General features: G+C 64.4%; 17 protein-coding genes. 13 read left to right on the top strand and 4 right to left on the bottom strand.

Features of this window, described 5'->3' with window-relative positions:
- Positions 1 to 9: 9 nt before the first annotated feature.
- The 10 genes from KIH45_RS04320 to KIH45_RS04275 all read left to right on the top strand — a co-directional run bounded on the left by KIH45_RS04320 (position 10) and on the right by KIH45_RS04275 (position 15,170).
- On the top strand, positions 10 to 2,994 hold the full coding sequence (locus KIH45_RS04320) for a TonB-dependent receptor (protein WP_225899674.1): 2,985 nt from the start codon (positions 10 to 12) through the stop codon (positions 2,992 to 2,994).
- Positions 2,995 to 3,234: 240 nt separating this feature from the next.
- Positions 3,235 to 4,767, top strand: a complete 1,533-nt coding sequence (locus KIH45_RS04315; RefSeq protein WP_213174784.1) for a tryptophan halogenase family protein — start codon at positions 3,235 to 3,237, stop codon at positions 4,765 to 4,767.
- The gene (locus KIH45_RS04310; protein ID WP_213174783.1) at positions 4,764 to 5,480 is read left to right on the top strand and encodes a SapC family protein; all 717 of its coding nucleotides are present in this window, start codon (positions 4,764 to 4,766) and stop codon (positions 5,478 to 5,480) included. Before KIH45_RS04315 ends, KIH45_RS04310 begins: the two co-directional genes overlap by 4 nt.
- Positions 5,473 to 6,492 carry a cupin-like domain-containing protein gene (locus tag KIH45_RS04305; protein WP_213174782.1) on the top strand — a complete coding sequence of 340 codons (1,020 nt, stop codon included), beginning with the start codon at positions 5,473 to 5,475 and terminating at the stop codon, positions 6,490 to 6,492. The genes KIH45_RS04310 and KIH45_RS04305 overlap by 8 nt, the downstream gene beginning before the upstream one ends.
- Positions 6,489 to 7,997, top strand: coding sequence for a tryptophan halogenase family protein (locus tag KIH45_RS04300; RefSeq protein WP_213174781.1), 1,509 nt, complete (start codon positions 6,489 to 6,491; stop codon positions 7,995 to 7,997). Before KIH45_RS04305 ends, KIH45_RS04300 begins: the two co-directional genes overlap by 4 nt.
- On the top strand, positions 7,997 to 8,929 hold the full coding sequence (locus tag KIH45_RS04295; protein ID WP_213174780.1) for a glycoside hydrolase family 16 protein: 933 nt from the start codon (positions 7,997 to 7,999) through the stop codon (positions 8,927 to 8,929). Before KIH45_RS04300 ends, KIH45_RS04295 begins: the two co-directional genes overlap by 1 nt.
- A gap of 19 nt (positions 8,930 to 8,948) precedes the next feature.
- Complete coding sequence (locus tag KIH45_RS04290) at positions 8,949 to 9,998, top strand: LacI family DNA-binding transcriptional regulator (protein WP_213174779.1); 1,050 nt, start codon at positions 8,949 to 8,951, stop codon at positions 9,996 to 9,998.
- Positions 9,995 to 11,212, top strand: coding sequence for an MFS transporter (locus KIH45_RS04285; protein ID WP_213174778.1), 1,218 nt, complete (start codon positions 9,995 to 9,997; stop codon positions 11,210 to 11,212). The genes KIH45_RS04290 and KIH45_RS04285 overlap by 4 nt, the downstream gene beginning before the upstream one ends.
- 102 nt (positions 11,213 to 11,314) lie before the next feature.
- Complete coding sequence (locus KIH45_RS04280; protein ID WP_225899673.1) at positions 11,315 to 13,819, top strand: glycoside hydrolase family 3 protein; 2,505 nt, start codon at positions 11,315 to 11,317, stop codon at positions 13,817 to 13,819.
- A 58-nt stretch (positions 13,820 to 13,877) separates the two neighbouring features.
- Positions 13,878 to 15,170, top strand: coding sequence for a sugar MFS transporter (locus KIH45_RS04275; protein ID WP_213174777.1), 1,293 nt, complete (start codon positions 13,878 to 13,880; stop codon positions 15,168 to 15,170).
- 63 nt (positions 15,171 to 15,233) lie between these two features.
- On the opposite strand, the gene KIH45_RS04270 is transcribed toward KIH45_RS04275, so the two are convergent.
- On the bottom strand, positions 15,234 to 15,854 hold the full coding sequence (locus KIH45_RS04270; protein ID WP_213174776.1) for a TetR/AcrR family transcriptional regulator: 621 nt from the start codon (positions 15,852 to 15,854) through the stop codon (positions 15,234 to 15,236).
- A 124-nt stretch (positions 15,855 to 15,978) separates the two neighbouring features.
- Between KIH45_RS04270 and KIH45_RS04265 the strand changes: the two genes are divergently transcribed.
- Genes KIH45_RS04265 through KIH45_RS04255 form a run of 3 tightly spaced genes read left to right on the top strand, consistent with a single transcriptional unit; the run spans position 15,979 to position 20,479 of the window.
- Complete coding sequence (locus KIH45_RS04265; protein ID WP_213174775.1) at positions 15,979 to 18,306, top strand: TonB-dependent receptor; 2,328 nt, start codon at positions 15,979 to 15,981, stop codon at positions 18,304 to 18,306.
- 29 nt (positions 18,307 to 18,335) lie between these two features.
- Positions 18,336 to 19,208 (top strand): alpha/beta fold hydrolase, encoded by an 873-nt coding sequence (locus tag KIH45_RS04260; RefSeq protein WP_213174774.1) that lies wholly within the window; start codon positions 18,336 to 18,338, stop codon positions 19,206 to 19,208.
- Positions 19,205 to 20,479, top strand: coding sequence for a spinster family MFS transporter (locus tag KIH45_RS04255; protein ID WP_213174773.1), 1,275 nt, complete (start codon positions 19,205 to 19,207; stop codon positions 20,477 to 20,479). The genes KIH45_RS04260 and KIH45_RS04255 overlap by 4 nt, the downstream gene beginning before the upstream one ends.
- On the opposite strand, the gene KIH45_RS04250 is transcribed toward KIH45_RS04255, so the two are convergent.
- The 3 genes from KIH45_RS04250 to KIH45_RS04240 are packed head-to-tail and all read right to left on the bottom strand — an operon-like array spanning position 20,476 to position 22,165.
- Positions 20,476 to 21,276: a fructosamine kinase family protein gene (locus KIH45_RS04250; protein WP_213174772.1), complete on the bottom strand. Its 801-nt coding sequence runs from the start codon at positions 21,274 to 21,276 to the stop codon at positions 20,476 to 20,478. The two genes, KIH45_RS04255 and KIH45_RS04250, sit on opposite strands and share 4 nt — an antisense overlap.
- On the bottom strand, positions 21,273 to 21,743 hold the full coding sequence (locus KIH45_RS04245; protein ID WP_225899672.1) for a low molecular weight protein-tyrosine-phosphatase: 471 nt from the start codon (positions 21,741 to 21,743) through the stop codon (positions 21,273 to 21,275). The genes KIH45_RS04250 and KIH45_RS04245 overlap by 4 nt, the downstream gene beginning before the upstream one ends.
- A complete protein-coding gene (locus tag KIH45_RS04240) occupies positions 21,740 to 22,165 on the bottom strand; it encodes an OsmC family protein (protein WP_213174770.1) in 426 nt (141 codons plus the stop codon). The genes KIH45_RS04245 and KIH45_RS04240 overlap by 4 nt, the downstream gene beginning before the upstream one ends.
- Between the last annotated feature and the right edge of the window lie 42 nt (positions 22,166 to 22,207).

The raw sequence follows: 22,207 nt of genomic DNA, 5'->3' as shown, positions 1-22,207 counted from the left end.
AGAGGACTGATGGCGCGACGCAGCGTGCGTAATGCATTTACCTTCATGACCGGGGCTTCGGCCCTTGCAATGGCTGCTGCTCCGCAGGCGGCCATGGCGCAAGACGATATGACCGCCGCCTCCGAGGTCGAGGACGAGAACGTCATTATCGTGACCGGTATCCGCGCCTCGCTGCAGGCCGCGGCCGACATCAAGCGCGAGGCGCAGGGCGTCGTCGACGCGATCAGCGCGGAAGACATCGGCAAGTTCCCGGACACGAACCTTGCCGAATCGCTCCAGCGCATCACCGGCGTCTCGATCGACCGCAACAGCGGTGAAGGTTCGACCGTCACGGTCCGCGGCTTCGGCCCCGAATTCAACCTCGTCCTGCTGAACGGCCGCCAGATGCCGGCATCTGGCCTCGGCTCGTGCTGTGAAGCGCCCGCTTCGCGCAGCTTCGATTTCGCCAACCTTGCGTCCGAAGGCATTGCCGCGGTCGAGGTTTACAAGTCGGGCCGCGCCACGCTGCCGACCGGCGGTATCGGTTCGGTCATCAATATCCGCACGCCGCGCCCGCTGGACCGTCCTGGCCTTCAGGGTAGCGTCGCTGCCAAGGCCGTGAAGGATCACACCTTCGACGGCACCGACATCACGCCTGAACTTTCGGGCATCGTCTCCAGCACGTTCGCTGACGACACCGTCGGCATCCTGCTGTCCGGTTCGTACCAGCGCCGCAAGGCCAGCCTGGCGCAGTTCAACGCCGGTTGGCGCGAAGGCTATCTTGGTGACGAAAATAACTGGGGCTCGCTGCCGGTCGACGAGAATGACTGGCGCGGCAACTACGACCGTACCGAAAACCGTCCGGGTCCGGACACGGTCTACCAGGTCACCCAGAACGCCGGTTACGATTTCACCACGATCGATCGCGAACGCTTCAACGGCCAGGCTGTGCTGCAGGTCGCGCCCAGCGATCAGGTAACCGCCACGATCGACTACACGTTCTCGCAGAACACGATCGATGCGCGTACCAACTCGATCGGCGTCTGGTTCAACCATGACCAGACCAGCAGCAGCTGGACCGACGGTCCGGCGGCAGGCCCGAATTTTTATTCGGAAGTTTTCGGCCCCGGCAAGGATCTCGCCATCACCGGCGCGGTCGCGGCCAACCGCAGCATCAACCATTCGCTGGGCGGCAACATCGCGTGGGAACACCCCAGCGGCATGCGCTGGGAGCTTGATGCACACCACTCGACCGCGACGTCCAAGCCGACTTCGCCCTACGGCAGCAACATCGCCGTCGGCGCGGCCATCTACGGCGTCCAGTCGCAGACCGTGGACTTCACGCAGGACATGCCGGTCATCTCGGTCGACATGTACCCCGGTTCGGAGCTTGATGCCTCGAACATCCGTCCGGCAGGCAACTCGTTCCGTAACGCTTACATGCGCGACGAGATCAACCAGATCGCCTTGAAGGGCGGCTACGACTTCGACGCAGGCTTCATCGAAAGCCTCGACTTCGGCGCGACCTACACGTCGAACAAGGTCCGTTCGGCATACGGCGTCCTGCAGACCGACAGCTGGGGCGGCACGCTTTCGGCCGAAGACACGCCGGACAGTCTGTTCATGCCGCGCGATCTTCCGGCGGACCTGTCGGGCATGAGCGGTTCGAACGATCCGGCGATCATCCCGACCTACTTCGGCGTCGACACGGTCAACTTGATCGAACTTCTCGACAGCCAGATCGGTATCTGCACCACCCCGTGGGTCGGCACGCCGACCGGCACCGGCTGCCTTGCCGAATATACGGTGGACCGCCGCATTACCGAAGAGACCATCGCGCCGTACATTCAGTCGACGCATGTCTTCGACCTGCTGGCAGACGAAGCGCACCTGCGCCTTGGCCTGCGCTATGAGGCGACCGACGTGAAGAGCTCGGCTCTGGTTCCTGTTCCCTCGGGTACGGCGATCGTCTCGTTCAACGAGATCTCGATCCTTGATCCGGTCAGCTCGGACTTCTCGACGCTGAAGGGCAGCTACGACAACTGGCTCCCGGCGATCGATTTCGACATGTCGCCGATGGACAACGTGAAGCTGCGTGCGGCCTACAGCCACACGATCACGCGTCCGTCCTACAACAACCTGCAGGGCGGCCTCACGGTCAACTCGCCCGCACGTCCCGACGGTGGCAGCACCGGCGGATCGGGCAACCCGGGCCTGCTTCCCTACAAGTCAAAGAACATCGATGCTTCGGCCGAATGGTATTACGATGTCGCTAGCTACGTGTCCGTGGGCTTCTTCCACAAGCGCGTCAGCAACTTCATCGGCACCACCACGACGCAGTCGCCGGTGTTCGGCCTGACCAACCCGGGTCAGGGCGCGGTCTTCCAGCAGGCTCTGGCAGCGGCCGGTGCGAACGCCACGTTCGACCAGGTCCTGGCAGAGGCGGTGAACATCGCTCCCGATGCGATCCTGTACAACAGCGACAACATGCCGATCGGCATCCTTGGCCAGTCCGGTGATCCGGCCCTGCAGTTCACGCTGGGTCAGCCGGGTAACAGCGATCGCACCGCGAAGCTGCATGGCTGGGAATTCGCGATCCAGCACAACTTCTGGGACACCGGCTTCGGTGCGATCCTGAACTACACGATCGTCAACAGCGACACCTATTACGACAACGCGCTTCGCTACACCGAAACGCAGTTCGCCGTGACCGGTGTCAGCGACAGTGCGAACGCCGTGCTGTTCTACGACAAGGGACCGCTTCAGGCCCGTATCGCCTACAACTGGCGCGACGGCTTCCTGTCGGGTTACGGCCTCGATCCGTTCTACGTCGAAAGCTACGGCCAGTTCGACGCAAGCGCGAGCTTCGAGTTCACCGAGGGTCTCACGGCTTTCGTGGAAGGCATCAACATCACCAATGCCGACCGCAAGGGCCACATGCGCAACGATCAGACCGTCTACTTCGCGGCACCGGGCTATGCCCGTTACGCGGCAGGTGTCCGTCTGAACTTCTGATCCGGCGATGCGCCAGTGCGGGAGAGCGACCCCGCACTGGCCGCCCCTCGCCAGATTAGCGCGGCGATCGCCGTGTCACGTCCGGCCCGCTCCCTCAGCGTATCCGGGCTTGATCAGCCGCCGTGCAATGAACGAAGGTCGTCCGCGCCATTCTCCCTCGCGCGCGGGCGGCTTTCGTCATTTGGGGCGCATGGGATAAGACGGCGACAAAAGGGTAAGAGAGAGCAGGAAGCCAGGGCAATGTCAGGCAAGGTCGATCATGTCGTGATCGCTGGCGGCGGAACCGCCGGATGGCTTGCCGCCTGCACGATCGCTGCCCGCAGCAAACGCGACGTCGCCCGCCCGATCCGCGTCACCATCGTCGAGGCACCCGACATCCCGACTATCGGAGTGGGTGAGGGGACATGGCCCACGATGCGCGGCACGCTTGCCGCAATCGGCATCGACGAGGCTGAATTTCTCGTCGCCACCGATGCCTCCTTCAAACAAGGCTCGCGCTTCGACGGCTGGCGCGATGGCAGCGCCGGCGACAGCTACCTCCACCCGTTCACCGCTCCTGTCGGCGAAACGCCGCGCGCAGCCGTTTCGGCCTGGACCGCGAAAGGCGGCGCGTTCGCCGACGCGGTCTCGCCGCAAGGCTTGGTCTGCGCCGCCGATCTCGCCCCGCGGCAAAAGGCGATGCCGGGTTATGCCGGGGCGCTGAACTACGCCTATCACCTCGATGCCGGAAAGCTTGTCGACCTGCTGAAGCGCCACGCGACAGCGAAGCTGGGCGTGACGCACATTGCCGCCCGCATCGACGGGGTGGAGCGGGCCGACAACGGCGATATCGCCGCACTGCTGCTCGATGGCGGAGAGCGTCTGGACGGCGATCTCTTCATCGACTGCACTGGCATGCGCGGGTTGCTGATCCGCGACAAGATGGGCGCTGGCCGCATCGACCGCAGCGACGTCCTGTTCAACGACCGCGCGCTGGCCGCGCAGGTCCCGACCGCACCCGACAGCGCGATTGCCTCGCTTACCGTCGGCACCGCGCATGTTGCGGGCTGGATCTGGGACATCGCGCTCCCCACCCGCCGCGGCATCGGCTGCGTTTATTCCTCGCGCTTTTCATCGGACGACGCGGCGCTGGAAACCCTGCGCGCCTATGTCGCAAAGGCCGTGCCCGATGCGCCTGCGCCTGATCCGCGCCTGCTGCGGTTCGAAAGCGGGCATCTCGACCGGTTCTGGATCGGCAACTGCCTTGCCATCGGGCTTTCGGCAGGCTTCGTCGAACCGCTCGAGGCTTCGGCCATCGTCATGATCGAACTGTCGCTGCGCGCGCTGATGGATGCCTTTCCGACCGACCGGGCGGAGATGGACATTCACGCCCGCCGCTTCGACCGGCTGTTCCGCTATCGCTGGGACCGGATCGTCGATTTCCTCAAACTGCACTACGTCCTGTCGGACCGCACCGGCGTATACTGGGACGAACACCGCGCCATCGTGCCCGACAGCCTCGCCGAACTGCTCACGCTCTGGCAGGGGCAGGTGCCCGGCAGTGCCGACTTCCCGATGGTGGATGAAATCTTCCCCGCGGCAAGCTGGCAATATGTTCTTTACGGCATGGGCGGAAAAGCGCCGCAATTGCCGGCCACTACAACCGATCCGACCGGACAGGTCGAACAGCGCGCGCGCCAGCTTGCCGCCGCGCTGCCGACTAACCGGACATATCTCGATACGCTTCGCGCCCAATCCGCGCAAAGCCCGCAAACCGCAGGATGCCCCGCATGAGCCAGCACGCCGTTCTTGACCCCGCCGCCCACCGCGACTTGCGCGTCAGGATGGAGCCGGGCGCCGACCTTGGCGACCAGGTCATGTCCTGCATCGCCGTGCCGACCGAATTCCGGCAGGTGCAGGCGCATTTCCCGATCCTGTTCCACAAGAACCAGGAAACTGGCCAGTTCAATTCGGTCGCGCTCTTCGGGTTCGAGAACGGGGAAAACCTGTTCCTGAAGGACGGCAAGTGGGACGCAGGCTATCGCCCGCTGGCCCTGTCGATCCAGCCGTTCCTGATCGGCCGCAGCCGCGATGCCGACGGGCCCGCACAAGTCCACATCGACATGGACCACGCCCGCACCGGCGATGCCGAAGGCGTGCGCCTGTTCGACGACAACGGTCAGGCAACCCCCTATCTTGAGGACGTTGCCGGAAAGCTCGGCCAGCTCGACGCCGGATACCGTGCCTGCGAGGGGTTCTTCGCTGCGCTCAAGCGTTGGGACCTGCTCGAACCCTTCACGCTGGAAGTGACGCTGGACGATGGCGCAAAGCGCAGCCTCGTCGGCTTCCATATCCTGAACGAAGACAAGATCCGCAGCCTCGACGGCGCGGCGCTGGGTGAGTTGCACGACGCAGGCTACCTCATGCCGATCTTCATGGCGCTCGCCTCGCTGTCGCACATCACCGATCTCGTCGCCCGCAAGAACGCCCGCGAAGTCCATGCCTGATACGCTGACCGCACTGCCGCATGTCGAGGAGCGCGAGGTGGCCGATGCCGCCGCGCTCGACGCGATGCTGCGCGGTGCGGACCGGCCTTTCGTGCTGCGCGGGCTGGTGCAGGACTGGCCGCTGGTCCAAGCGGGGCTGCGCTCTGCCAGCGATGCGCGCGCCTATATCCGGCAGCACGCCGTCGACCGGCCCTTCGTCGTCTCCGTCGCCGCGCCCGAGAGCGAGGGGCGCATGTTCTACGACGAAGCGATGCAGATGAACTTTCGCACGACGAAGGGCACGCTGCCGACGATCTTCGCCAAGATGGAAGAGGGCGAGGGACAGGCCGAAGCGCCCGCGATCTACCTTGCCTCCATCGACATGCACGATTTCTTCAACGGACTGCACGAGGCGAACCACGTCCCGCTGGGCGCCCGCGATCCGTTGTCGTCGATCTGGATCGGGACGAAGACGCGCATCGCCGCGCACAATGACTTTCCCGACAACCTTGCCTGCTGCGCGGTCGGGCGTCGCCGCTTCACGCTGTTCCCGCCCGAACAATTCCGCAATCTCTACCTCGGCCCGATCGACAACACGCCTGCGGGACGGGCGATCTCGATGGTCGATTTTGCCGCTCCCGACTTCGATGCGCACCCTCGTTTTCGTGATGCGCTGGAGCACGCGCAAGTGGCAGAGCTGGAACCGGGCGACGCGCTCTTCGTGCCGTCGATGTGGTGGCACCATGTCGAGGGGCTGGAGGCGTTCAACGTGCTGGTGAACTACTGGTGGCGCGATACGCCGCGCTATCTCGGCCAGCCGCAGGACGCATTGAACCACGCGATCATGACGATCCGCGACCTGCCCGAACGCGACCGCGCGATCTGGCGCGACCTGTTCGACTATTACGTCTTCGAGGCGGACGAGCGCGTCACCGCCCACATTCCCGAAAAGGCCCGCTCGGTCCTCGACCGGCTCACGCCCGAAAGCGCGGGCCGCCTGCGCGCATTCCTTCTAAGGACCCTCAGCCGATGAAGAACGAAACAAGCCAGCCTCTTCGCATCGTCGTCGCGGGCGGCGGCACCGCCGGATGGATGGCGGCGGCAGCCTTCTCGCGCACGCTGGGGCGGACCGCATCGGTCACGCTGGTTGAAAGCGACATGATCGGAACAGTGGGCGTTGGCGAAAGCACGATCCCGCCGTTGGTGAACTACTTGCGCCTGCTGAACATCCCCGAGGCGGATTTCATGCGGGCGACCCATGCGACCTTCAAGCTGGGCATCCAGTTCGACAACTGGCGCGTGCCGGGCGAGGGCTATTTCCATTCCTTCGGCGCGGCGGGCAAGGACCACTGGACCGCGGGCTTCCAGCACTTCTGGATGGAAGGGAAGGAACGCGGCCACGATGCATCTTACGACGATTACTGCATCGAACTCATCGCCGCGCGCGAAGGCAAGTTCGCGCACTTGCCCGACAACCGCATGAACTATGCCTTCCAATTAGACGCGACGGCCTTCGCCCGCTTCCTGCGCACCATTGCCGAAGCCGAGGGCACGCAGCGGATCGAGGGCAAGATCTCGCATGTCGACCTTGATGGCGAGAGCGGGGACATCGCGGCCATCACTCTGGAAAGCGGCAAGCGGATCGAGGGCGACCTGTTCATCGACTGCACCGGTTTCCGCGCCCTGCTGATCGGGCAGGCCATGCACGTCGGCTATGACGACTGGACGCACTACCTGCCGTGTGACAGCGCCATCGCGGTCCAGACCAGCAGCGTGCGGCCGCCCGTGCCCTTTACCCGCGCCATGGCCCACGATGCGGGCTGGCAGTGGCGCATTCCGCTGCAGCACCGGGTCGGCAACGGCATCGTCTATTGCAGCCGCTATCTCGATCACGACGCGGCGGAGGAACGGCTGCTCGGCAATATCGAGGGCGAGACGACCACGAAGACCAACCGCTTGCGTTTCCAGACCGGCGCACGGCGCAAGCAGTGGCACAGGAACTGCGTCGCGATCGGCCTGTCCTCGGGCTTCATGGAGCCGCTGGAATCGACCTCGATCCACCTTATCCAGCGCGCGATCCTGCGCGTGCTGCGCATGTTGCCCGCAGGTCCCAAGGTTTCGACCCGCGACATCGACGAATTCAACGCCCAGCAGTTCCAGGACATGGAACAGATCCGCGACTTCCTGATCCTCCACTACAAGGCGACCGAGCGGGACGATTCCGAATTCTGGAACTACTGCCGGAACATGGAGATACCGGACACCCTCGACCATAAGATCGAACTGTTCCGCGAAACGGGCCGCGTCTTCCGCACGAACGAGGAACTGTTCGCCGAGAACTCGTGGATACAGGTGATGATGGGACAGGGAATCATGCCGCAAAGCCGCCATCCTATCGCGGGCAAGCTGTCCGACGGCGAGCTTGACCACCTGCTTCGGGGCCTTCGCGAAAGTGTGACCAAGACCGTCGCGGGCCTGCCGCCGCACGGCGAATACGTCGCCCGTTATTGCGGCGCGCGCGAGACGGAGGCGGCTTGATGCGGATCGTCATTGCGGGCTTCGCGCTCGCCCTGTCGTCCTGCGCCACGGTTGCCGCGCCCGAACCCGCCGAGGGCTGGCAGCTAATCTGGTCCGACGAATTCGATGGCGATGCGATCGACACGGCCAAGTGGGGTTACGACGTCGACTGCTGGGGCGGCGGCAATAATGAACGGCAATGCTATACCGACCGTGCGAAGAACGCGCGGATCGAGGACGGCAAGCTCGTCATCGAGGCGCACGAGGAAACGATGACCGGCCCGGCGTGGCCCCAAGGCGTGCCCGATGCGGGCAAGGTGGGCGAGACCGACACCAAGTCCTTCACCTCGGCCCGGCTTGTCACGCGGGGCAAGGCGGCGTGGCAATATGGCCGCATCGCGGTCCGCGCCAAGCTTCCGCAAGGGCAGGGCACATGGCCCGCGATCTGGATGCTGCCCGAGGACTGGAGCCGCGGACCTTGGCCGCTCTCGGGCGAGATCGACATTCTGGAGGCGGTGAACCTCGGCACGGAATGCAAGGATTGTCCCGACGGCAAGGAAAACACGATCCTCGGCACGCTGCATTATGGCAAGCTGCCGCCCGAAAACGTCTACAAGGGCGACGAAACGGCTTATCCGCCGGTCCTGTCGGGCTATCACACGTATACCCTCGAATGGACCGCGGACCGCATGGTCTGGACCGTCGACGATACCGTCTATGCTCAGCGGACGAGCGACGAATGGTTCACCGATGCCGAACCCGGCAATCCGCGCGCGCCGTTCGACGCGCCGTTCCACCTGATCCTCAATCTCGCCATCGGCGGCGGGCTTGCCGAAGGGCGCGGGCTGGGCGGCGTGGACGAGAGCGGTTTTCCCAAGGACATGCGCGTCGACTGGGTTCGCGTCTTTCAATGTCCTTCCGATCCGGCTACCGCAGCCGCCTGCAAGCGCTAAGAGGGGGCTCAGCTTCGCAATGGCACGTCGGCGCCAGGCCGTAACGATCAAGCATGTCGCTGCCGACGCGGGCGTTTCGCTCCAGACGGTCAGCCGCGTCATCAATAACGAGCCGAACGTCCGGCCCGAGATGAAGGCGCGCGTGCAGGCCTCGATCGACAAGTTGGGCTATGTCCCCTCGATCGCGGCCCAGCGGATGAGCGGGTCGCGCTCCTACCTGATCCTTGCCCTCAATGACCGCGACCGCACGATTTCCGACTGGCGCGAACGGCAGGGCGCGGACTGGGTTGACCAGATGCTGCTGGGCGGAATGCTGAAGTGCGCAGAGCATGGCTATCGCCTGATCTTTGAACTGGTCGACACCCATTCGGACCATATCGAACGCGAACTGACTGCCGCGATTGCTGCGCTTCAACCCGACGGCGTGATCCTGACCCCGCCGCACAGCGATAACGAACAGATCACCAACCTGCTGAAGCTGCGCGAGATTCCTTTCGCGCGCATCTCGCCGTCAAACGGGGGCGAGGGGATTGCGCTCAACATGGACGACGCGGGCGCGGCGGCAATGGCAACCGAAAAGCTGGCGAGCCTTGGGCACAAGCGGATCGGGTTCATTTCGGGGCCGGATGAATATTCGGTCAGCGGCTGGCGTACCGAGGGCTGGCACCGCGCGATGGACGCGCTGGGCCTGCCGAGCGGGGGGCTTTTCGCGCAAGGCGACTTCAGCTTCGAATCCGGTCGCAAGGCGGCAGAGGCGCTCCTTTCCGGCGATGATCGTCCCACCGCGATCATCGCCAGCAACGACCAGATGTCGCTCGCCACGCTTGATGTCGCGCGCGAAAAGGGTCTGTCGATCCCCGGCGATCTCTCGCTGGTCAGCTTCGACAATACGCCCATCGTGCGCTTCACCCACCCGCAGCTTACAGCCGTGGACCAGCCGATTTCGGATGTCACCGCCCGCGCGGTCGAACTGCTTATCGCCGCTGCCCGCGATAACGAATGGCCCGAAGAACCCGCCGTCGTCCCGTGTAGCCTGGTAGAGCGGGAATCGACCGCACCGCCGCGGTGAACGCGCCCGCCCAGAACGCGCCCGCCCAGCAGGCCGGTGCGCGGCAGGCGACGCGGTTCCTGCTGCTCTATGCGCTGGCCTGGGCGGGTAGTGCGATTGCCTATGTCCCGTTCCTGACGGTCCTCCTGCCGCTGCGCGTTACCGACATGGCGGGCAGCGCGGACGTGCGCGTGCTGGGTTACCTGACTTTCGGCGGCGCGATCTTTGCCAGCGTTGCCAACATCGCTTTCGGATGGCTGAGCGACCGGACCGGCAATCGCCGCGCCTGGGTCGCGATGGGGCTGGTGGGCACGATTGCCTTGCTGCTGGCGGTGCCGCTCGCGGAATCCGCTGCGATGCTGCTCGGCCTGCTGCTGGTCTGGCAGGTGTTCCTCAACATGATGATGGGCCCGCTTTCGGCATGGGCGGGGGACTGCGTGCCCGATAGCCAGAAGGGCCTTCTGGGCGGGTTGATGGCCTTTGCTCCGGCGGCAGGGGCAGTGACCAGTGCGTTTGTCACGACACCGGGTCTGGCAGGGCCGGACGGGCGGCTCTGGCTGGTCGCCGGTATCGTCGCGGCCTGCGTTCTGCCTGTCTTGATCGCCGGACGGCCGAAGTCCTTTCCCGAACTCATGAGTGACGATCTTGGCGGTCCTGCAGAAGCGGTCGATGCCTCGAAACCAGTCAAACGCATGTGGGCGGCGCGGCTTGCCGTGCAGATTTCAGAGGCCGCGCTTTTCGCCTACCTGCTCTACTGGTTCCGTTCGATCGACGAGGGTATGACCGACGCGGACATCGCGCGCACATTTGCGTTCGTACTTGCCGCTGCCGTGCCGCTGGCGCTGCTTTCGGGGCGCTGGGCGGACAAGGCGGGGCGGCCGATCATGCCGCTGGCGGTATCGGCGTTGCTGGGTTCGGTCGGTCTGCTGGGCATGGCGCTGGCTCAGGGTCTGGCGTTCGCGATGGCTGGTTATATCCTGTTCGGCTTGGCGACGACGGTGTTTCTCTCGCTCCACTCCAGCCAGACCTTGCGAGTCCTGCCGCGGGCCCGGCACAGGGGGCGCGATCTGGGAATATTCAACCTTACCAACACGGTGCCTTCGCTGATCGTGCCTTGGCTGACGATCGCGGTGGTCCCGGCCTTCGGTTACCCCGCGCTCATGGCGATTCTCGCAGGGCTTACGCTGGTCGCCGCCCTGCTGCTTGCCTCCACCAGCCGCGCTCTGCGCCGCTGAATCCCCGCCGTTCCGCGTCTTCCGGCAGCGGGGTTGACTGACCCTGCGATTGCTGTATTTCCTAGGTTGATAACGTTCACAACAAGAATTGGGATGATCGGGATGGGGATCGGGGTCAAGTTTGCTCCGCTATTGATGTCGGCGGCTGTTGCCGCGCTTGCAGCGCCTGTCGCTGCGCAGCCGATGGGCGTGCCCGACATTGCCGAAGCTGGACGCGCGAATGCTGCCATTTGGCCGAGCGCGCAGACGCCAGCGGCGATTACCGACACGGAAACGGAAAACCGCATTTCGCTCCTGCTCGCGCAGATGACGCTTGAGCAGAAGGTCGGCCAACTGATCCAGGCCGACATCTCCGCGATCTCGCCCGAGGATCTGCGGACTTATCCGCTCGGCTCGCTTCTCGCGGGCGGCAATAGCGGTCCTTACGGCAACGAACGCGCCAGCGCGGCGGACTGGAACCGCCTCGTCGATGAATTCCGAGCCGTCTCGGTCGAACCGCGCGCCAAGGGCGTGGCTGTGCCGATCATCTTCGGTGTCGATGCCGTTCACGGCCACAACAACATTCCGGGCGCGACCGTATTTCCGCACAACGTCGGCCTTGGCGCTGCGCACGATCCGGCGCTGATCCGCCGCATCGCCGAAGTCACCGCGCTGGAAATCGCAGGGTCAGGCATCGAGTGGACTTTCGCGCCGACGCTGGCCGTCCCGCAGGACCTTCGCTGGGGCCGTGCCTACGAAGGCTACTCCTCCGACCCGAAACTTGTCGCCGAATACGGCAAGGAAATGGTCCTCGGCCTTCAGGGCAAGCTGGAAGCGGGCAAGGACATTCCCGCCAACCGCGTTGCCGCGACGGCCAAGCACTTCCTCGCCGATGGCGGTACCGAGGGTGGTGACGACCAAGGCGATGCGAAAATCTCCGAACAGGAGCTGATCGACATTCACGCCGCCGGTTACGTGACCGCGATCGACGCGGGCGCGCTGACCGTGATGGCCAGCTTCTCCAGCTGGAACGGGGTCAAGAACCACGGCAACCCGACGCTGTTGACCGACGTGCTCAAGGGCGCGCTGGGCTTTCAGGGCTTTACCGTGGGTGACTGGAATGCGCAGGGGCAGGTTGCCGGCTGCACCAACACCGATTGCCCCGACGCGCTGATGGCGGGGCTCGATATGTACATGGCTCCCGACAGCTGGAAGGGCCTTTACGAGAACACGCTGGCGCAGGCGCGCAGCGGGCAGATCCCGCAGGCGCGCATCAACGAGGCGGTCCGCCGCATCCTGCGCGTGAAGATGAAGCTGGGCCTGATGGACGCGCAGCCCGTCGTGCGCGGCGATCACGCGATGGTCGGTGCGCCCGCGCACCTCGCCGTTGCGCGTGAAGCCGTGGCGAAGTCGCTGGTCCTTCTCAAGAACGAAGGTTCGGTCCTGCCAATCAAGCCGGGTGCCAAGGTGCTCGTCGCCGGTCCTGCTGCCGATTCGATGGCGATCCAGTCGGGTGGCTGGACGATTTCGTGGCAGGGCACCGATGTTACCAAGGAAGACTTCCCGAATGGCCAGACAATCTGGGACGGGTTGAACGAGGCTGTCACCGAAGCGGGCGGCAGCGCCACGCTGTCGGCAGACGGTTCATTCGAAGCCGCGCCCGATGTCGCCATCGTCGTCTTCGGCGAGACACCTTATGCCGAGTATCAGGGCGACGTGCCCACGCTCGACTACCAGCCGTCGGACGCGACCGATCTCGAATTGCTGAAAAGCCTCAAGGCTAAGGGCATTCCCGTGGTCTCGGTCTTCCTGTCGGGCCGCCCGATGTTCACCAGCCCTGAAATCAACGCCTCCGATGCCTTTGTGGCGGCATGGCTGCCCGGATCGCAGGGTGCAGGCGTTGCCGACGTTCTCGTTGCACGTGCCGATGGCAAGCCGGTTCGTGATTTCACGGGCAAGCTGTCCTTTGCATGGCCGGCCGATGCGCGCGCGCCGGTGACCGAGCCGCTCTGGCCGCTGGGTCATGGGCTTTCCTATGCGAATGGCGCATCCGTTCCGCAGCTTTCCGAAGATCCCAAGGTCGACATCGCCAATGCGCTCAACGTCGACAGCTTCTTCGGTGCAGGCCGCGCGCTCTCGCCCTGGGTGCTGAGCGTCGAGGACGCAGGCGGCAAGCGCACCGTGGGCACGGCGCCGGTGTCGAGCGCGGGCGGTGCTGTCACCGCCCAGTCGGTCGACGTGCGCGCGCAGGAAGATGCCAAGTCGCTGACGTGGACCGGCAACGGCACGGCGGTGATCGAAGGTCCGGCCTCGGACCTTACCAAGCACCTTGCCGAACGCATGTCGCTCGCCATCGAATGGCGCGTCGACAGCCTGCCCGAAGGGCCGGTGACGCTGGCATTGGGCGACCGGACGCTGGACGTGACCACGCTTCTGGCCGATGCGCCGATGGGCGAGGTGAGCACGCTGGCCATTCCGCTCAAATGCTTTGCGGAGCAGGGGGCGGACATGGCGCAGATGGCAACGCCGCTGCGCATCGTGTCGGGCGCGAACCTTTCGCTTGCATTGCTTTCGGCAAGCGTGGAAGCCGTTGACGGCGCCGGTACCTGCCCGCCGGTCGCAAACTAAGAGAAAATCCAAAAGGCCGGGCACAAGAACCCGGCTCTCTCCGGAGGAGAATCCCTCGATGGCACTGGCCCCCGACGTAACGAGTTCCACCGACCCGCATCCGATCGAGGATGACGGTACCCATATCGACGCGCCGGGCCTTCAGCCTTTCGTGTTCGCGCTGTTCTTCATTTTCGGCGGCATCACGTCCCTCAACGACGTTGTCATCCCGAAGCTGAAGGAGCTTTTCACGCTGAACTACACGCAGGCGATGTTGGTGCAGTTCTGCTTCTTCGCGGCCTATTTCGTGATGGGCCTGCCGATGGCGCGCCTGGTGAAAAAGGTCGGCTACATGCGCGGCGCGGTGATTGGCTTGATCACCATGATGGCGGGCTGTCTGATGTTCATCCCGGCCAGCCAGACCGCGACTTATGCGATCTTCCTGTTTGCCTACTTCGTCCTCGCCTCGGGCGTGGTCATGGTGCAGGTCGTCGCCAACCCGCTGATCAGCCTGCTTGGCCCTTCGCGCACGGCGCACAGCCGCCTCACTTTCGGTCAGGCCTTCAACTCGCTGGGCACCACCGTCTTTCCGGCGGTCGGGGCAGGGCTCATCCTCGGCAAGCTGGCCGAAGTGAGCGCGGACGAGCTTTCGGGCGATGCACTGCGGGCATATCGTACGGCGGAATCGGCGATGATCGTGAACACCTATCTCGGCCTTGCCGTCGCCATCGGCGTTGTCGCGCTGGTCGTCTGGCTGTTCCGCAACAAGCTGCAGGGCGAACGCCACGAGGAAAGCTCGATCGTCGGCGGTCTCTCGCTGCTCAAGCGTCCGCGCTTCGGTTACGGCGCGCTGTCGATCTTCCTCTATGTCGGCGCGGAAGTCGCGATCGGTTCGATCGTCATCAATTACCTGGCGTTGGAGCGCGTCTTCGGTCAGCCGGAATCGGTTATCGGCTGGATGATCACGCTCTACTGGGGCGGCGCGATGGTGGGCCGCTTCATCGGCTCCGGCCTGCTGCGCGTGTTCAGCCCGGGCAAGATCCTCGCCACCAACGCGACGATCGCGATCTTGCTTATCGCCGTGTCCGCGATGACGAGCGGTGCGGTCGCTGGTTACAGTCTGCTGGCGGTGGGCCTGATGAACTCGATCATGTTCCCGACGATCTTCGCGCTTGCTTGTGAAAAGCTGGGCAGCCGTGCAGCGGACGGTTCGGGCATCATCAACGTCGCCATCGTCGGCGGCGCGGTCGTGCCGGTTATCTTTGGCGCGCTGGCGGATCTTTCGGGCAGCCTCGCCTTTGCGCTGATCCTGCCGGCGATCTGCTACGCGATTATCGCAGGCTTCGGCATCTTCGCCCGCAAGCCTGCATGAATTAGCTTCGGGTCCGGGGTAAGTCCCACCCCGGACCCGAAGTCCTAACCTAATAGGGTAAAATCAGTCCTTGGTGATCCCGTGGCGCAGCATGTCGCCCGCCACGGCCACGACTTCGTCCAGCGGCCGCTTTTCGTCGAGCACGGCGAAACGCATGCCCAGGAACACGTACATTCCCATGATCGCCCATGCGTGCGCTTCGTCCAGACCGGGGCGGAAATCGCCGCTTTGCGATCCTTTCTCCAGACGCTCTGCAATACGCTGCGCCGTCGTTTCGTAGTGGCGGCGGAAGCTGGCCGGATCGACGAATTCGGCCTCGTCGATGATGCGGTAGATTTCCTTGTGCTCACGCGCGAACTGCAGGAACCCGCTTAGCGCTGCTGTTTCCACCTCGATCGGCGTCATGTCGGGTTTTACCGCCTTGGCCGAATGGGTGCGGACCATTCCGCTCATGTCGGAAACGAGCGCGCGAAAAATCTCGTCCTTGGAATCGAAGTAGGTGTAAAAACTGCCCAGCGCGGTTCCGGCGCGGCGGGTGATCCCGCTGATCGACGCTTCGTGAAAACCCTTTTCCCCGAACTCGATAGCCGCAGCATCCAGCAATTTTCGTAGCGTGCGCCGTCCGCGCTCGGTCCGCGGTTCCTTGTCAGCCCTGGTCTCGCTGGTCGGTTCGGTTGTGGCCATATGGCAACAGCTACGCCTCGAAACGGTGGATGGCAATGCACTCAGAACTTGAAAGGCGGTTCATGTTTCAATAGAGGGCGGAATCAGAGGTCCGGGATACGGACCGTTCGAGGAGGATGACCTGATGCGATTCGCAGCATTTGCTTGCGCTGTTAGCCCCATTGCTATTGCCACTCTTACCGTCGCCGCACCCGCCATGGCGCAGGATGCCGACGCGACCGTCGAAACCCAGAGCCGCGGAAACGAGATCGTCGTTACCGCACGCCGCCGCGAAGAACGCCTGATCGACGTTCCGATCTCGGTCACGGCCATCGGCGGCGATGCCCTTGCCAAGCAGGGCACCCAGACGATCGAGGAAATCGGACAGGAAGTCCCGAACCTCACGCTCGAAGTTTCGCGCGGCACGAACACCACGCTTTCGGCCTTTATCCGCGGCGTTGGCCAGCAGGACCCGGTCGCAGGCTTCGAAGCCGGCGTCGGTCTCTACGTTGACGACGTGTACCTCAACCGTCCGCAGGCCGCCGTTCTCGATGTCTATGATGTCGAACGCATCGAAGTCCTGCGCGGTCCGCAGGGTACGCTTTACGGCCGCAACACCATCGGCGGCGCCATCAAGTACGTGACCGCTCGTCTGCCGAATGAAACGTCGCTTAAGATCCGCGGCACTTACGGTTCGTACGATCAGGCCGACCTCGTGGTCACCGCATCGACCCCGCTGACCGACACGCTGTCGATCGGCGCAAGCGGTGCGCGCCTGTCGCGCGGCGGCTTCGGCGACAACCTCGTTCAGGACGGTGTCGAGAACTACAACAAGGACGTCTGGGCCGCACGCGGCACGGTCGAATTCGACAACGGTCCGGTCTTCATCCGCCTGTCGGGCGACTACGTTAAGGACGACAGCTTTGCCCGTCAGGGTCATCGCCTGATCCCGGGCCAGCTGTCCGGCGCACCGGTACTCGACAGCGTCTATGATACCCGTGCGGGTCTCAACGTCGTCGATCAGGAAGTCGAAGCATGGGGCGGTTCGCTCTCCGCTGCCTTCGAGGTTTCCGACACCATCACGCTGAAGTCGATCACCGGCTACCGCGAAGACACCTCGACCAGCCCGATCGACTTCGACAGCCTTCCCGCTGCCGACCTCGACGTGCCTGCGATCTACGAGAACGACCAGTTCAGCCAGGAACTGCAGTTCCTTTATGAAGGCGATCGTCTCTCGGGCGTGCTGGGTGCCTACTATCTCGATGCCAACGCCTTCACCGCCTTCGACGTCGCGCTGTTCACGACCGGCGACATCATCGGCCTTCCGGGTCTTACCGCGCAGACGCTGGGCGACGTGAACACCAAGACGTGGTCGATCTTCGGCGACTTCACCTATGAACTGACCGATCAGCTCTCGCTTTCGGTCGGCGGTCGCTACACCAACGATAAGCGTAACTCGCGCGTGCTGCGCACCACGTTCATCGGTGGCTATTCGGACCTGTTCGCCAGCGGCTCGATCCCGATCGCGGTCACCTCGGACTTCGACGGCTCGGATACCTTCAAGGAATTCACGCCGCGCGCCTCGATCAGCTTCAAGCCGAACAGCAACCACAACATCTACTTCACCTATTCGAAGGGCTTCAAGGGCGGCGGCTTCGACCCGCGCGGCCAGACCAGCCAGGCACAGGATCTCGACAACGACGGCGCCGTCTCGGCCGCCGAGATCTTCGAGTTCATGCGCTTCAAGCCGGAAACGGTGGACAGCTACGAACTGGGCTGGAAGGCATCGCTGCTCGATCGTCGCCTGAACGTCAGCTTCGCCGCCTTCAAGGGCGACTACACCGACATCCAGATCCCGGGCTCGCAGGGCGCGGATACGGACGGCGACGGCGTGTTCGACACGTTCGTAGGCGTCACGACCAACGCGGCAAGCGCGGACATCAACGGGTTCGAGTTCGAAGCGAACATGCTGGTCGGTGAAGACTTCGCCGGTGATGGCAGCCGCCTGAACGTGAACTTCGCGGTCGGCTACCTCGACGCCGACTTCAACGAATACCTCGTCAACGGCGTTGACGTTTCGGATCAGCGCACGTTCCAGAACACGCCGGAATGGACGGTCAACTCGGGCTTTGATCTGGGTCTGCCGGTTGCCAGCGGCATGGTTGACTTCCTGGGCAGCATCTCGCTGCGCAGCGATACCAGCCAGTTCGAAACGGCCAACCCGTTCCTCGACCAGGACGGTTACTTCCTGATCGACGCAGGCATCGTCTACACCGACGATTCCGACCGTTTCTCGATCGGCGTCCACGGCAAGAACCTGACGAACGAGCGTTACATCGTCTCGGGCTACAACTTCGTGGCCGGCGGCACCAACGGTCAGCCGTTCATCCCGACGCTGGGCCTCGAAGGCACGCTGACGGGCTTCTACGGCGATCCGCGCCGCTTCTTCGTCACGGGCGAGGTCCGCTTCTGATCCCCGGTGGATCGGAAAGGATCTCGACCATGACAGAGTATCGCAGCCACCGGTTCCGCTCCGCGGACGGGCGGCTGGATCTCTTCGCCCGCGACTATCCGGTAGCGGATGGCGCGGGCGGGGGGCTCCCGCTGCTCCTGATGCACGGGCTGACCCGTAACAGCGCCGACTTCGAACCCCTGATTCCGCACCTTTCGGGCCACCGCCTGATCGTACCGGACCAGCGGGGACGGGGCCTGTCGGAATACGACGACAAGTCCGACCAGTACCGGATCGACATCTATTCGGGCGACATGTTCACCCTGATGGCCGACCTCGGTATCGAAAGGTTCGGAATCGTCGGCACTTCGATGGGTGGGTTGATTGGCATGGTCATGGGCGCGCTTGCCCCGGCCAAAGTCGCCGCCCTGGTCCTCAACGACGTAGGGCCGGTTCTGGAAGAAGGCGGCCTCGACCGCATCCGCAGCTACGTGGGGCCCCGCGCTCCAGCGGCGGACTGGGAAGAGGCGGCGTCGCGCATCGCAGCCGTCAATGCAGAGGCATTCCCCGACTTCGGCGACGAGGACTGGATGGCCTTTGCCCGCCGGACCTGTGTCGAGGATGCATCGGGCGTGTCGTCGGCCTACGATCCGGCCATCGCCAAGGGGCTTGACCCCGATGACGATGCCGTCGTGCCGACCGATCTCTGGCCGGTCTGGCAGGCGCTGGACAATTTGCCGATCATGGCCGTGCGGGGGGCGCTCAGCGACCTGTTCTCTGGCGAGACCGTGGCGGAGATGGACAAGCGCCACTCCGGCCCGTTCGAGGCCGTTGCCGTGCCTAATCGCGGCCATGCGCCGCTGCTCGACGAACCCGAAGTGCTTGCCGCCATCGGCCCCTTCCTGCAGACCCACGCACGATGACTGAAACGACCGCCCAACAGCCCAAAACACTGCCAGCACGGCCCGGCCCTGTCCTTGCCATGCTGCTCGTCGTCTATGTGTTCAACTTCCTCGACCGGCAGATCCTCGCGATCCTTGCCGCGCCGATCCAGGCCGATCTCGGCCTGTCGGACACGCAGATGGGGCTGTTGGGTGGTATCGCCTTCGCGCTGCTCTATTCGACGCTCGCCGTGCCGCTGGCGTGGCTGGCCGACCGTACCAGCCGCAGCTGGGTGATTACCGTCAGCCTTGTGGCGTGGAGCGGGTTTACCGCGATCTGCGGCCTTGCCACCAACTTCTGGCACATCTTCCTTGCCCGCCTTGGCGTAGGCATCGGCGAAGCAGGCGGCGTTGCCCCGTCATACGCCATCATCGGGGACTATTTCCCGTCCTCGAAGCGCGCTTTTGCGCTCTCGATCTATTCGTTGGGCATCCCGCTCGGCTCTGCCTTAGGCGTGATGACCGGCGGCTACATCGCCGCGCTCGTCGACTGGCGCGTGGCCTTCATCGTCGTCGGCCTTTGCGGCGTAGCCATCGCATTGCCGTTCAAGTTTATCGTCAAGGACGTGCCGCGCCCTGCGCCGGTCGCGGGTGATGAATCGCCCGGTTTTGGCGCGATTGCCGGCGTGCTGGCGCGCAAGCCTTCGTTCTGGCTGCTCTCGTTCGGCGCGGCCTCTTCCTCGATGCTCGGCTATGGCGTTGCCTTCTGGCTGCCCAGCCTCCTCCAGCGCAGCTTCGGCCTCGACCTTGTCGGCACGTCGCAGTTCTACGGCGCGATTCTGCTTCTGGGCGGGACTGTCGGCGTACTGCTGGGCGGGTGGTTCGGCGATCGGCTCGGCGGCAAGGATAAGGCCTGGTATGCATGGCTCCCTGCCGTCGCCTATGCGCTGGCGATCCCGTTCTATGCTGGCGGGATCAGCTCGAACAGCGTGGCGGTAGCCTTCATCCTGTTCCTCCTGCCGCAGGCGCTGGCCTATATCTGGATCGGTCCGGTCCTGTCCGCGGTCCAGCACCTTGTCGAGCCGCGCGCGCGTGCGACGGCGTCGTCCATGTTCCTGCTGATCAACAACCTGATCGGTCTTGGCGGCGGTATCTATGCGCTGGGCGCATTGTCCGACTTCCTGAAGCCGACCTATGGGGACGAGGCACTGCGCTATTCCATGCTTTTCGCGCTGTCGCTCTATGGCATGGCGGCCTTCCTGATGGGGCTGGCGGGCAAGCAACTGCGCCGCGACTGGGTGGTCGAAGCTTAAAAGCCGAGCGTCGTCAGCTCGCTCTCAACCGCGCCGCGATATGTGGTGCCGAACAGCCGCAAGTGCACCAGCAGCGGCCAGAGCCGATAACACCCCAGCCGCTCGCGCCAGCCGGGCAGGGGCTCCATCGCTTCGAAGAAGCTGTCGGGCGGATTGTTGAAGACGGTCAGCATCGCCCAGTCAACTTCGCGATCGCCATAGTAGCATGACGGATCGATCAGCGCGCTGACCCGCCCGCCGAAGCAGAGCACGTTGCCGCCCCACAAATCGCCGTGAAGCAGCGCAGGGGCGGGCGCAGCGGGCAGGATGTCGGCGATGCGATCAGCCAGCGCCTCGATCCGGCGCGCGATGGCCGGATCGACGTGCGGCGCGTGGGTCAGGAGGCGATTTCCTGACCAGAAGCGCGGCCAGTCGTTGCTGCGTCCATTGGGCACGGCGACCAGCCCGAAGGAATGATCCTCGTGCCAGCCATAGGCTTCGTCCGTCGGCGCGTGGAGCTTCGTCAGCACCTCGCCGAGATGGCCGAAGCTGTTCGCCAGACTACCGCCGGAGGGAACCCGCTCCATCAGGCACAGATCGCCCAAGGCAGCGATCACCTTGGGCACCGGCGAACCGGTCTTGCGGATCGCTTCGAGCATGACGGTCTGAATCGCAGCGTCATCGCCCTTCTTCAGAACGAAACGGCGGCCGTCGGCCATCGTGACCTGCCACGCCGCCGCAATGTCGCCGCCCGATAGAGCGCTCGCCTCTGCGGGCCGCTCTCCGATCAGGCTTTCAACGTATGTGCTGGCGCTCATCCGTTCGAGAGATCCGCGACGAGCGCTCGGGCCGCCTCGCTCACTTCGTCCCAAGTCACCGCAAAGCCGCTTTCGTCGCCGTAATAGGGATCGGCCACGGCCTCGCCCTCGCGCCCTTCGACACAGTCGAGCAGGAGAGAAAGGCGAGCAGGGGCGCCCGAGGGGCGGACACGGCGCAAGTTCGCAAGGTTGTCAGCGTCGAGCGCGAAGACGTGCGTGAAGTCGTGAAAATCCTGCGGGGTCACCTGCCGCCCGCGATAGTGCGCGATGTCGACGCCGTTTCGCGCTGCCTCGCGGATGGCGCGGCGGTCGGGCGGTTCGCCGACGTGGTAGGCGGCCGTCCCTGCAGAATCCGCTTCGGCGGAAAGCCCCGCCTTCGCCGCCTCGGTGCGGAAGGCCGCTTCTGCCAGCGGAGAGCGGCAGATGTTGCCAAGGCAGACGAAGAGAACGCGGGGACCAGAACTCAAGATTCGAGCGTCCTTTCGAGCGTGATCTCGCATTTCAGCAGCTTCGAGATCGGGCAGCCCGCCTTCGATCCGTCGGTGATCGTTTCGAACTGGTCCTGCGACAGGCCGGGAACTTTGGCTTTCAGAACCAGCGCGGACTTCGTCACGGTGAACCCGTCGCCATCTTTTTCCAGCGTCACGGTGCAGTCGGTGTCGAGCCGCCCGTCGGTGAAGCCTTCCTTGGCCAGCGCGAAACTGGTCGCCATCGTGAAGCACGAGGCGTGGGCCGCCGCGATCTGTTCCTCGGGATTGGTGCCGGGGTCGTCCTCGAAACGGGTGTTGAAGCCATAGGGTGCATCGAGCGCGCCCGACTTGGTTGCGACGTGGCCCTTGCCGTCCTTGCCGAGGCCTTCGTAGCTGGCGGATGCGGAATTGGTGGTCATGGTAATCCTTTCGGTCTTTGCCAGACTAACCGCCTCACCGCG

It is taken from the genome of Croceicoccus gelatinilyticus, from assembly GCF_018398395.1.
In the GTDB taxonomy this organism is placed as follows: Bacteria; Pseudomonadota; Alphaproteobacteria; order Sphingomonadales; family Sphingomonadaceae; genus Croceicoccus; species Croceicoccus gelatinilyticus.
This window is presented reverse-complemented; position numbering and strand designations above follow the sequence as displayed.